This window comes from Nocardioides sp. CF8, assembly GCF_000389985.1.
Taxonomy (GTDB): Bacteria; Actinomycetota; Actinomycetes; order Propionibacteriales; family Nocardioidaceae; genus Nocardioides; species Nocardioides allogilvus.
On sequence record NZ_CM001852.1, the window covers coordinates 4,110,440 to 4,120,741 of the forward strand.

Genomic DNA, 10,302 nt, shown 5'->3' on the forward strand with positions numbered 1-10,302 from the left:
GGTCGACGAACTGCTGAAGCCGTTCCCCATTAAGGAGTAACAGTGAGCACACGAGCCGAAACGAAGAGAACCGCCGAGAAGACCGCCACCGGATGGCGACACGATGTCACCGCCACCGGAGGAGGAAGTTACAAGTCGATCCTGTATCCGCTCGTCGCGGTGACAGTCCTGATGCTGTTGTGGCGCTGGTACCAGCAGGCCTTCGCTTTCACCAAGGGCCTCGACAGGACGCTACCGGAGTTCAACCAGTTCTGGGGGACGATGTTCTTGGTGAACATGACGGTGCTGCCGCTTCTGGCGGGTGCTTGGTACGTCTACCTGTGGAGTTCCTCCCGCAAGCTGGCACCTCCGGCGAACGGCGCTGAGGAGGCGGGCCGGATCTGGCGCCTGTGGCTGCTGGTGGCGGGCTTCACTGCCGCGGTCTACTGGGGTGGCAGCTACTTCGCCGAGCAGGATGCATCCTGGCATCAGGTCACGATGCGCGACTCTGCCTTCACCCCCAGCCACGCCATTCTTTTCTACGGCGTGTTCCCGCTGATGATCTACATGGCCACGGGCACCTACCTCTACGCGCGTACCCGCCTCCCCCACCTGTACGGCGGCAAGGCGATCCCAGTCTCGTTCGCGCTGATGATCGGCGGCAGCAGCCTTCTGGTGTTCCAGGTTGCTATGAACGAGTTCGGGCACTCCTTCTGGGAGGCCGAAGAACTCTTCTCGGCATCGCTGCACTGGCCATTCGTGATCTTCGGCTATCTGCTTGCAGCGACGTTCTCGGTGTGGTTCGAGACCACGCCCCGGCTGTTCGCGATCGCTCGCCAGGAGCGCGATGCCCTCGTGGCGGCCGAGCAGCAGATGACTCCTGCAGCTCCGGCGGGCGAGTCGAACACGGCCACGACTCAACCGACCAGTATCTGAATCAGCCCTGACCTTCCATCCGGCGTCATAGACGGCCTTCAAGGAGAACCAACACCATGACAGTGGCAACCGAAAGCGTCGAGACACCTCAGCATCCGCCCCCGACTCGAATGATCGGCCGGCGGTGGGACATCCTGCTCGTGGCGAGCGCCTTGCTGCTCGTCGCGGGAGCGGCCCATCTGAACAACATGCTGTTCGTCGGCGACTGGTCGTTCTGGGTGGACTGGAAGGACCGGCAGTGGTGGCCGTTGCTCACCCCGGCGCTGAGCATCATCGTGCCGGCGGCGTTGCAGTACATCACCTGGACCCAACTGCGGCTGCCGTTCGGTGCCACGCTCGGCGCGGTCGCGCTGGTCCTGGCAGAGTGGGTTTCTCGGTATTTCTCCTTCGAGTGGTGGGCCAACATCCCGCTGAACTTCACCTGGCCCGAGACCTTGGTGCTGGCCGCGGTGGTGCTGGACGTGATCTTGTTGATCACCCGAAGCTTCTTCCTGACCTCGCTGTTCGGGGGGTTGATGTGGGGGTTCGTGTTCTGGTTCTTCAACTGGCCGGCGCTGGCGCCGTTCATGCAGCCGGTGGAGTTCCACGGGTACATCGTGACGGTGGCCGACGTGATGAGCTTCAACATCGTGCGTACCCAGACACCGGAGTACCTGCGGATCATCGAGGAGGGCCGGCTGCGGGCGCTGGTGGAGAACATCACCATGGTGGTGTCCTTCTTCGCCGGGATGTTGTCGGCCGCGGTGTACTGGTTCGGGCTGGCGATCGGGAAGTTCCTGGCGGTCGCTCCCGCCGGACGGTTCTTCCGACTTGGGTCGGACTGATGAGACTGATGAGGATATCGATGAATCCCGAAAGCACTGGTCACCTCCTGCGGCGCCTGTTTAGGCTGGCCGTAGGCGTCCTTGCCCTGCTCGTCCTACCTGTATCGCCAGCCTCGGCGCACGGTGAGGAGTCCCAGCAGGCGTTCCAGCGCACGTCGACGGTCGTCTTCTACGACGTGAAGTTCTCCGACGACACGGTCGACGTCGGAGAGAGCGTGACCATCACCGGGATGGTGCGGGTCATGAAGTCGTGGCCGGACCACACACTTGAGCCCCCGGAGATGGGCTATCTCACCGTGTCGACGCCCGGACCGGTGTTCTACGTCCAGGAACGGGAGATGTCGGGGGAGTTCACCCCCCAGTCGGTGCGCATCGAGAAGGGCGCGACGTACCCCTTCAAGCTGGTGATCAAGGCTCGGCAGCCGGGAACGTGGCACGTCCACCCCGGATTCGGGGTCGAGGGGGCCGGAACCCTGGTGGGCGCCGGGAAGGACATCACGGTCAATGACACCGGCGTCTTCGAGAACACCGTGACACTGGCCAACGGCACCACGGTCGACCTCGAGACCTTCGGCTTGGGACGGGTGGTGACCTGGCACCTGATCAGCTTGGTCGTCGGCTTGGCGTGGCTGCTCTTCTGGCTGCGCCGACCGATCCTCGACCGGGCGATGGCGATCAGCGAGGGGCGTGGGGCCACGCTGATCACGCGGTCCGACCGTCGGATTGGGATCGGCTTCGCAGTCGTGGCGCTGGTGGTCGGAACTGGAGGGTACGCCTACGCGGAGATGACCCAGAGCTCCTCCGTACCCCTCCAGGTCGTGCGCACCACCCCGGTGCCGTTGGCCGAGGAAGAGGTGTCCGGAGCCGTGGCCCCGGAGATCGAGAGCATCAGGTTCAACGCGGAAGCAGACACGCTCACGATGAAGCTGAGGGTCGAGAACACAGGAGCCGCGGCGGTTCGCCTACAACGGGTGCAGTTCGGTGACGTCGAGTTCGTCAGCCCGAGCTTCGCTTCGGCAGCCGATCCCGACGCGCAGGCCATGACCGTGACTCCGGATCAGGCGATCGAGCCCGGCGGGTCGGCCACGTTCACCGTGGAGATCCAGAGCGAGGACCTGATCGTCCGCTCGCTGGTGCCTGTGAACGAGGCAGAGTTGCGGGTAACCGGTCTGCTGTTCTTCGAGGATGAGACCGGTGAACAAGTGGTTAGTGAGGTCAACGAGCTCACCTCCGCGATTCTCCAGGACTTCCACTGAGCCGACCGCGACAACCGAAAGCTCCGCACGGGCGGGGGAGCCTCCAGGTCTGCAGACCTGCCGGGCTCCTCCGCTTCGCGGGCACCAGTCATCTTGCCGAGAAAGGGGAACCGATATGACGCACATGTACGCCTTGACCATTCTTGCCGGAGGGGGTCACGGGGACGAAGGGGGGATGACGTTCGCGCTGATCTGGTACGCCCTCGCCGCCATGGCGATCCTGCCCACGATCGTGCTGCTCGGGGTCTTCTACTCCGCCCGGCATGACAAGACGACCGCCACCGAAGCCACGGACGCGTCGTCATGATGAAGGTCGCCGACACCCTCCTCGCGACCATGGATTCAGCTGGCTATCCGGGGCCCGCTCTCGGCTGGGTTCCCATCCTGGCCATGGCCGCGGTTCTGGTGGTGCCCGCGATCGCTCTCATCGCGACCATCGTGTACACCAACCGGTGCATCAACCAGGCGAACCGAGAGGTGCCAGGGGGGCTTGGTGAGACGACCCTCCAAGAAGAGTTGTGGCGCTTCCTCGACGAACTCGAGCGCGGCGATCTCGCGCTCATCGCCGCGCCCTCAGACCATCGTGGCAGACCGAAACCCGACCGGCAGCGCGCCGCCGAGTCGGACGGATGAGCACCTCCCGGTCGACGCACGCTCTTTTCCCCCGAGACCTGCAAAAGGATTGACCATGTTCTTCGATCTCAATGTCCTTGACTTCCTGGAGCGGGCAGAAACGGTCTATCCCGAACGGATCGCCGTGGTCGATGAGCCCGACCAACCCGGGCCCTCCTGGGGATCACTGACCTACGCCGAAGTGGCCCGGCTGGCCAGGGCGCAGGCCGCCTCGCTCGACGCGTTGGGAGTTCCGGTGGGCGGCCGGGTGGCGATCGTGTCGCACAACGCCGCGCGGCTGCTCGTCTCCTTCTTCGGGGTCTCGGGCTGGGGACGGGTCCTGGTTCCGGTGAACTTCCGTCTTGCGCCAGCAGAGGTGAGGTACATCATCGAGCACTCCGGGGCCGAGGTCGTGATCATCGACCCCGAACTCAAGCATCTCCTCGACACCGTCAGCGCGCCACACGTCTACGTCATCGGGGAGAACGACGCGGAGCTGTTCGACACCGACGCCGCCCCCCGACCCTGGTCCGGTGACGAGGCCGCCACCGCGACGATCAACTACACCTCGGGCACGACGGCACGACCCAAGGGAGTGCAGCTGACTCACCGCAACCTGTGGCTCAACGCGGTCGTGTTCGGCCTCCACGCCACGCTGACCGCCGAGGACGTCCTGCTGCATACGTTGCCGATGTTCCACGCCAACGGTTGGGGCATGCCCTACGCAGTGACGGGGATGGGTGGCAAGCACATCGTGCTCCGCAAGGTCGACGGTGGCGAGATCCTTCGCCGTATCGAGGCGCACGGAGTGACCCTGCTGTGTGCTGCACCTGCCGTGGTCACCGCGGCGCTCGACGCCACGGCCGCGTGGGACGGCGAGATCCCTGGGCGCGGGCGGGTGCGCATCGTGGTCGCTGGAGCACCGCCGCCGACGCGTACCATCCAGCGCGTGCGTGAAGAGCTCGGCTGGGAGTTCATCCAGATCTACGGCCTCACCGAGACCGCACCCTTGCTCACTGTCAACCGAATGCGCCCGGAGTGGGCCGAGCTCGACGACTACCAGCAGGCACGCTTGCTGGGTAGAGCCGGTGCACCGGCCATCGGGGTCCGCCTCAAGTTGGACGAGACCGGAGAGGTGCTCGCACAATCCAACCACGTCCTGGACGGATACTGGGAGAACCCGGAGGAGACCGCGCGGGTTCAGGCCGGAGGCTGGTTCCACACCGGCGACGGCGGGTCGATCAGCGAAGGCTACCTGACCATCGCCGATCGTAAGAAGGACGTGATCATCACCGGTGGTGAGAACGTGTCTTCGATCGAAGTCGAGGACGCGTTGGCCTCCCACCCCGCGGTCCGCGAGGTCGCGGTGATCGGTATCCCGGACGACAAGTGGGGCGAGTCAGTCACGGCCCTGGTCGTCACCGAGCAGGGCGCCGAAGTGAGCCAGGAGGAGTTGCTCGATCACTGTCGCCACCACCTGGCCGGCTACAAGTGCCCCAAGCGCGTGGACTTCCTCGATGCCCTGCCGCGCACCGCTACCGGCAAGATCCAGAAGTTCAAGCTCCGGCAGCCCTACTGGGAGGCTCGCGAGCGGCAGGTGAACTGATCTGGCATGGGGCTTACTCGGATCCACCGGCCTCTCCGCGGCCGATGGAGTTCTACTCCGAGAATGGCGGTGACCAGGCAGGCGACAGCTCCCGGCGGAGCGCAGCGGAGACGGAGAAGTCGTTGCGGGTCAGTCGGCGGGTTCGAGTGTGACGTGCTACCCGAGTGCTTCGAGCTCACGGACATGGCTGCGGCGTTCGGCCGGGGTTTTGACGTGGCAGTCGTAGTGGTCGGCGCCGAGGTCCTTGAACCGGGCCTCGGGGTCGCAGAGCAGGTGCCATATGGTCACCAGCAGTGAGCGCCCGACGGCGACGATGGTCTTTTTCTTCCCGCACCGGCGGACGAGGCGGCAGTAGCGAGCAATCATCGACGTCCCCGCCCGCATCGCCTCGACCAGCCGCCGACTCGACCTCCACATGCCCCGTGACTGGCCCTGGGCCACCGGCTGGGAGTCACTCTGGACGACCGCGACCGGCCTACCCACCCTGGCAACGACCTGACCATCCAGCCCCAGTAGGGCGCGACCCGAGGACCTGAAGTGGAAGAGCCGGTACAGGCCGGCAGACCAACCACGCCCCACCACACGAACCGAATCATCACGCCACCGAAATCGCCGCAACCGGTTCAGCCCGGTGGATCAGGGCTGAACCGGAGTACGCGCGCGGGTCCCGCCCACGGTCAGAATGTGACGAGAGGCTTGATGATGCCGTCCTGTTTGGTGCGCATTAGTTCGAACGCTTCGGCCACCTGATCGAAGGCGAAGGAGTGGGTGGTCATCAGGGTCGGGTCGAAGCGCCCGGTAGCGATCAGTGCAAAGATTCGCTGCATACGGTCGTTGCCACCGGGGCAGAGACCGGTGTGGATCGACTTGTCGGCCATGCCCAGCCCGAAGGCGTCGAGGGGTATCTGCAGCGGGTTCGGGTTTTCTCCGTGGTAACCGATGTTGGAGACCCGGCCGCCGGCCTTGGTCACCCGAAGGCACGATTCCCAGGTCTGGGGGAAACCGAACGCTTCAATGGCCGCATCGACGCCCTCGCCGCCGGTGGCGTCCATGATCTGTTCGACGGCGTCGCCCTGGGTAAAGTCGATGATGTCGGTCGCGCCGTAGGTACGTGCCAGCTCCTGGCGATTCGGGATGGACTCGACCGCGAAGATCCGAGCGGCGCCGAGAAGCGTGGCGCCGATGGTCGCCGATAGCCCGACAGCACCCTGAGCGAAGATGGCAACGGTGTCACCCAGACGCAGGTAGCTGTGCTCCGCCCCCATGAACCCGGTCGAAAGCATGTCACAGGCGTAGACGGCCTGTGCGTCGGTCACCTCGTCGGGGATCGGCGCAAGGTTTGCCCTGGCCTTGGGTACGACGAAGTACTCCGCCATGTTGCCGTCACGCTGGGCGGTGTACTGGTATCCCCCAAGCGGTCCTCCACATTGGCTGCTGTATCCGCTCTGGCAGTAGCGGCACTCCCAGCAGGGGGTGATCGCGTTGACGGCTACCCGCTGACCTTCTGTGAATCCGGAGACGTTGCTTCCGATGGCGGCTACGACTCCGACGGCTTCGTGACCGAGTGTCCTTCCGGGTTCGACGGGAAGAGCGCCAGCCACGGTGTGGATGTCGGAGGTACAGACGAGCGCCGCGCTAGTCGCGACGATCACGTCGTCAGGGCCGGGGGAAGGGATCGGCTTGTCAACGACCTCTACCTGTCCGACGCCGGGGGTCGTGAATGCTTTCATGGTGGCCACAGGCCGATCTCCTCTATTCCTCGGGTTTTGGTGAGATGGGTCTCGGCGACCGGTGGTCGCCGAGACCGATTGAGTGCCGGGATGGGCCTACTTGTAGACCGTGGTGGGACCGTGGAGGAGGGTCACGCCGGCGCCGGCAAAGTTGGCCAGGTCCGCCACAGCGGCCTCGCCCGCGGGGCTGGCGAGCGCCGCACTGAGCGCGTCCTCATCGTCAAAGGTGAGGATCGCGACGAAGTAGTAGGGCGCCGGAGAGCCGTCTGCGCCCAGGTCAGGGTGCGTACCGGAGAACGACTGGAGCCCGGGGAAGGCCAGGCCCAGCTCGCTGTGGGTCTCCTCGTAATGGCGGTCGAAGGCAGCGGGGTCCTTGGGCTGGTTGTAGAGGGCCAGGAGTGTGTTGGTCATGTGGGTCTCACTTCGTTGGGAGGGCGGGTCAGACGGGTGGGAGCGGAAGGTACGTTCCGCGCCAGTGGGGCGCATTGACCGCGCGCTCCCACTGGCTCCGGGACGGTCCCGGCTGTTCAGGCGGGGATGGCCATGAGCTCGCGGAGGTTCTGGTCGATCTGCTGCATGTACGTCGGTGCGACGCCGAAGAGTGCGAGATGGCCGAGGATGTCGTCAATCACGCGCAGCTCGCTGTTGGGGATGTGCTTTGCCTCGGCTTCGGCATCGCGGACCGGGAAGAACATGTCCTCGCTGATCGGCATGACGAAGGTCTTGGCTGTGATCCGACCCAACGCGGCCACCAGATCGCCCCCGGTATGCCGGGCGACGTCACCACGCTGCCACTTCCAAGCCTGGGCGAGGAGGTCGTTGGGGTCCATCGCGGTGAAGTAGGGCTCGAGGAAGCCGGCGAGGAATGCCTCCTTGGAGTCGAACTCGAGGGCTCGCCAGACCTCCTGCTTCCAGAACTCGGTGGAGAAGCCCATGACCGCCCAAATGCCGGCGTGCCGGGTCAGTCCGGCTACGACGTCGGTGTTGGACTTGTACTCGCCCTCGGCGTAGCCCGGGTCGGAGGTGATGGCCTCGATCAGCGACTTGGTGAACAAGAAGTCGTGAGGCGTGTTCTGGGCGGTGCCGGCGATCATCGCGGCGCGGAGGACCTTGTTGGGGAATCGGACCGCCCACTCGTAGGTCTGCTGGGCCCCCATCGAGCCGCCGACGACCAACGCCAGAGTCTGGATGCCGAAGTGCTTGCGCAGGAGTCGCTCCTGGGCGACGACATCGTCACCGATACGAACCTTGGGGAACCTCGACATTGCGATGTCGGCGTTGGGTCCGGCGGCGTTGTGGGGTGAGGTCGACAGGCCTGAGCCAATCTGGTCGACCACGACGATGAAGTATTCCTCGGGGTTCAGAGCGTGGTCGGGCCCGATGTAGACATCACGCCAGATCTGGTGGGTCCCCGAGAACCAGGTGGGGATGAGGATTGCGTTGTCCTTGGCGTCGTTGAGGGTTCCGAAGGTGGCGAAGGCGAGGTGGCAGTCCGGGATCGATCCGCCTTCCTCGAGGTCGAGGCGGCCGATCGAGACGACGTCATAGTCGCCGTGGAACTCGGGGGTGTAGTAGGGGTTGTCGATCATCTAGTGCTCCTCGAAGATTCTGGGTAGGCGGTCTTGGCCGGTCAGCGGGCGGTGTAGCCGCCGTCGATCACCAGCTCGCTGCCGGTGATCCATCGGGCCTCGTCGGAGGCCAGGAAGATGGCGCCCCAGGCAATGTCGTCGGGGGTGCCAGTGCCGCCGAGTGGGTGCAGCGCATCGAGCGCGACGCGGGCCTCGGCGCGGTCCATCCCGGCTTCGTCGACGTAGCGGTTGACCATCTCGGTGAAGATGAAGCCCGGGTGGATGCTGTTGACCCGGATGCCGTCAGGGGCGTAGGTCAGGGCATCGTTCTTGCTCATCACCCGCACAGCGCCCTTCGACGCGTGGTAGGGCGGAATGTCGCCGCCACCGACGAGGCCATAGATCGAGGAGATGTTGATGATCGAGCCTCCTCCGCTGTTGCGCAGGTGCGGGATCGCATGCTTGGTGCAGAGAAACACGGCCGTGCAGTTGACGGCCATGACCCGTTCCCACTCGACAAGCTCTAGCTCGTCGGTGGGCTTGTTGGCTCCCTCGATGCCGGCGTTGTTGACGAGGGCGTCCACGCGGCCGAACCGCCGTGCGATGTCGGTGAAAGCGTCACGGACGTCGTCCTCGTCGGTGACGTCGGTCCGGTAGAACCGTGCCTGAACGCCCTGGGCGGCGAGCTTCTCCACGACCTCGGCGCCGCGCGGGTCACGGTCCAGGACCGCGACCGAGGCGCCCTGCTCGCACATGCGCCGTGTGATTGCTTCACCGAGACCGTTGGCGCCACCGGTGACGACGGCGACCTTGCCTTCGAGTCGGGACATCGCTTCTCTGCCTCCTCTGAGCGTCGACGTTCGCCGCCAGTGGGCGGCGAGCCCACTCTAGGGTGTGGCCCACGCCGCACCATGTCCTGAAATGGGACACGGTGCGGTGTTGACCGATGCCCCACCCGCTGCGCGAGCTGGTTCGGCACCGGGCCAAGCTGGTCGCGCTGCGTTCGGGCTGCAAGGCCGAGGTCCACGCGGTGTTGGCCAAGTGCGGGATCCAGGTGCTGATGAGCGACCTGTTCGGCCTCGAGGGGCACCGCGCTCCGGCCCGGACCTGACCCAGGAACTTTGTTTGGACTTCGACGCCACGATCATTATCGCGCACAGCGAGAAGGAGAACGCTGCGGCAACCTGGAAGAAGACCTTCGGGTTCTACCCGTTGCTGTGCTTCCTGGACCGTCGGAGGTGGCTGGTGGGAAGCGTTGGCCGGCCTGCTCCGCAAGGGCAAGGCCGGCTCCAACACTGCCGCCGACCACATCGCGGTCCTGGACATGGCGTTGGCCGCGCTGCCCGAACACGCTCGCCCCCGGGGAGCTCCGTGAGGGCGCCTGGGTGGCTGAGCTCAGTGCACGGAGCCGTGCTATTCGCCATGGCGGACACCGCGATGGGCGCAGCCACAATGAGTGTCTTGGACGAGAACCAGTTGTGCGCCTCCATCGATGTGCAGGTGCGTTTCTGCAAGGCAGCGTTCGATGGAGAGCTGGTAGCGACGGCAACAGTCATGCAGGCCGGCAAGCGGGTCGTCCAGCTCCAGGCAGAGGTTCGCGATCAGAATGAGGCGTTGGTGGGGCTCGCCAGCGGTTCGTTCGCCGTCATTGGTCGGGAGGTCGGCAGGTAGCTGGGTTGTGGTGGGCGTCCTGCGTCTGCGGTGACGCGGGTGTTCTTCCTGAGCCTGGCACCACAAGCGGAACCTTCTGCGGCGACGCTTGTGTCAAGGGCCAGTAGAAACTGCCCGGGG

Annotated in this window: 13 protein-coding genes and 1 pseudogene; 9 read left to right on the forward strand and 5 right to left on the reverse strand. The window is 65.2% G+C overall.

Annotated elements, in window-relative coordinates:
- Positions 1-42 precede the first annotated feature (42 nt).
- From CF8_RS20010 to CF8_RS20030, 6 genes are all read left to right on the forward strand, one after another.
- On the forward strand, positions 43-915 hold the full coding sequence (locus CF8_RS20010; protein ID WP_010834905.1) for a methane monooxygenase/ammonia monooxygenase subunit C: 873 nt from the start codon (positions 43-45) through the stop codon (positions 913-915).
- 110 nt (positions 916-1,025) lie between these two features.
- A complete protein-coding gene (locus tag CF8_RS20015) occupies positions 1,026-1,739 on the forward strand; it encodes a methane monooxygenase/ammonia monooxygenase subunit A (RefSeq protein ID WP_010834906.1) in 714 nt (237 codons plus the stop codon).
- Between the two features lie 20 nt (positions 1,740-1,759).
- Positions 1,760-2,995: a methane monooxygenase/ammonia monooxygenase subunit B gene (locus tag CF8_RS20020; protein WP_198016900.1), complete on the forward strand. Its 1,236-nt coding sequence runs from the start codon at positions 1,760-1,762 to the stop codon at positions 2,993-2,995.
- Between the two features lie 175 nt (positions 2,996-3,170).
- The gene (locus CF8_RS23555) at positions 3,171-3,302 is read left to right on the forward strand and encodes a hypothetical protein (RefSeq protein ID WP_269634800.1); all 132 of its coding nucleotides are present in this window, start codon (positions 3,171-3,173) and stop codon (positions 3,300-3,302) included.
- On the forward strand, positions 3,299-3,628 hold the full coding sequence (locus tag CF8_RS20025) for a hypothetical protein (RefSeq protein ID WP_010834908.1): 330 nt from the start codon (positions 3,299-3,301) through the stop codon (positions 3,626-3,628). Before CF8_RS23555 ends, CF8_RS20025 begins: the two co-directional genes overlap by 4 nt.
- A gap of 55 nt (positions 3,629-3,683) precedes the next feature.
- On the forward strand, positions 3,684-5,213 hold the full coding sequence (locus CF8_RS20030; RefSeq protein ID WP_010834909.1) for a class I adenylate-forming enzyme family protein: 1,530 nt from the start codon (positions 3,684-3,686) through the stop codon (positions 5,211-5,213).
- 156 nt (positions 5,214-5,369) lie between these two features.
- On the opposite strand, the gene CF8_RS22160 is transcribed toward CF8_RS20030, so the two are convergent.
- From CF8_RS22160 to CF8_RS20055, 5 genes are all read right to left on the reverse strand, one after another.
- Positions 5,370-5,579 carry a hypothetical protein gene (locus tag CF8_RS22160; protein WP_156887285.1) on the reverse strand — a complete coding sequence of 70 codons (210 nt, stop codon included), beginning with the start codon at positions 5,577-5,579 and terminating at the stop codon, positions 5,370-5,372.
- A 311-nt stretch (positions 5,580-5,890) separates the two neighbouring features.
- Positions 5,891-6,943 carry an NAD(P)-dependent alcohol dehydrogenase gene (locus CF8_RS20040; protein WP_036493858.1) on the reverse strand — a complete coding sequence of 351 codons (1,053 nt, stop codon included), beginning with the start codon at positions 6,941-6,943 and terminating at the stop codon, positions 5,891-5,893.
- A 96-nt stretch (positions 6,944-7,039) separates the two neighbouring features.
- Positions 7,040-7,354 carry an EthD family reductase gene (locus CF8_RS20045; RefSeq protein WP_010834912.1) on the reverse strand — a complete coding sequence of 105 codons (315 nt, stop codon included), beginning with the start codon at positions 7,352-7,354 and terminating at the stop codon, positions 7,040-7,042.
- A gap of 116 nt (positions 7,355-7,470) precedes the next feature.
- The gene (locus tag CF8_RS20050) at positions 7,471-8,532 is read right to left on the reverse strand and encodes an alpha/beta fold hydrolase (RefSeq protein WP_010834913.1); all 1,062 of its coding nucleotides are present in this window, start codon (positions 8,530-8,532) and stop codon (positions 7,471-7,473) included.
- A 41-nt stretch (positions 8,533-8,573) separates the two neighbouring features.
- Positions 8,574-9,341 carry an SDR family NAD(P)-dependent oxidoreductase gene (locus tag CF8_RS20055; protein WP_010834914.1) on the reverse strand — a complete coding sequence of 256 codons (768 nt, stop codon included), beginning with the start codon at positions 9,339-9,341 and terminating at the stop codon, positions 8,574-8,576.
- A 116-nt stretch (positions 9,342-9,457) separates the two neighbouring features.
- Here CF8_RS20055 and CF8_RS22165 point away from each other — a divergent pair, with 116 nt between their 5' ends.
- From CF8_RS22165 to CF8_RS22175, 3 genes and pseudogenes are all read left to right on the forward strand, one after another.
- Positions 9,458-9,622, forward strand: coding sequence for a hypothetical protein (locus CF8_RS22165; RefSeq protein ID WP_198016901.1), 165 nt, complete (start codon positions 9,458-9,460; stop codon positions 9,620-9,622).
- Between the two features lie 14 nt (positions 9,623-9,636).
- A pseudogene (locus CF8_RS22170) lies at positions 9,637-9,871 on the forward strand (transposase); the annotation flags it as partial.
- 11 nt (positions 9,872-9,882) lie between these two features.
- Entirely contained in the window at positions 9,883-10,182 is a 300-nt protein-coding gene (locus tag CF8_RS22175; RefSeq protein ID WP_332248896.1) for a PaaI family thioesterase, read from the forward strand.
- Positions 10,183-10,302 lie beyond the last annotated feature (120 nt).

Bases quoted from the DNA above. Each gene is read 5' to 3' on its own strand.
- CF8_RS20015 (WP_010834906.1), top strand. From the start codon at position 1,026: ATGATCGGCCGGCGGTGGGACATCCTGCTCGTGGCGAGCGCCTTGCTG.
- CF8_RS20020 (WP_198016900.1), top strand. From the start codon at position 1,760: ATGAATCCCGAAAGCACTGGTCACCTCCTGCGGCGCCTGTTTAGGCTG.
- CF8_RS23555 (WP_269634800.1), top strand. From the start codon at position 3,171: ATGACGTTCGCGCTGATCTGGTACGCCCTCGCCGCCATGGCGATCCTG.
- CF8_RS20025 (WP_010834908.1), top strand. From the start codon at position 3,299: ATGATGAAGGTCGCCGACACCCTCCTCGCGACCATGGATTCAGCTGGC.
- CF8_RS20030 (WP_010834909.1), top strand. From the start codon at position 3,684: ATGTTCTTCGATCTCAATGTCCTTGACTTCCTGGAGCGGGCAGAAACG.
- CF8_RS22160 (WP_156887285.1), bottom strand. From the start codon at position 5,579: ATGATTGCTCGCTACTGCCGCCTCGTCCGCCGGTGCGGGAAGAAAAAG.
- CF8_RS20040 (WP_036493858.1), bottom strand. From the start codon at position 6,943: ATGAAAGCATTCACGACCCCCGGCGTCGGACAGGTAGAGGTCGTTGAC.
- CF8_RS20045 (WP_010834912.1), bottom strand. From the start codon at position 7,354: ATGACCAACACACTCCTGGCCCTCTACAACCAGCCCAAGGACCCCGCT.
- CF8_RS20050 (WP_010834913.1), bottom strand. From the start codon at position 8,532: ATGATCGACAACCCCTACTACACCCCCGAGTTCCACGGCGACTATGAC.
- CF8_RS20055 (WP_010834914.1), bottom strand. From the start codon at position 9,341: ATGTCCCGACTCGAAGGCAAGGTCGCCGTCGTCACCGGTGGCGCCAAC.
- CF8_RS22165 (WP_198016901.1), top strand. From the start codon at position 9,458: ATGCCCCACCCGCTGCGCGAGCTGGTTCGGCACCGGGCCAAGCTGGTC.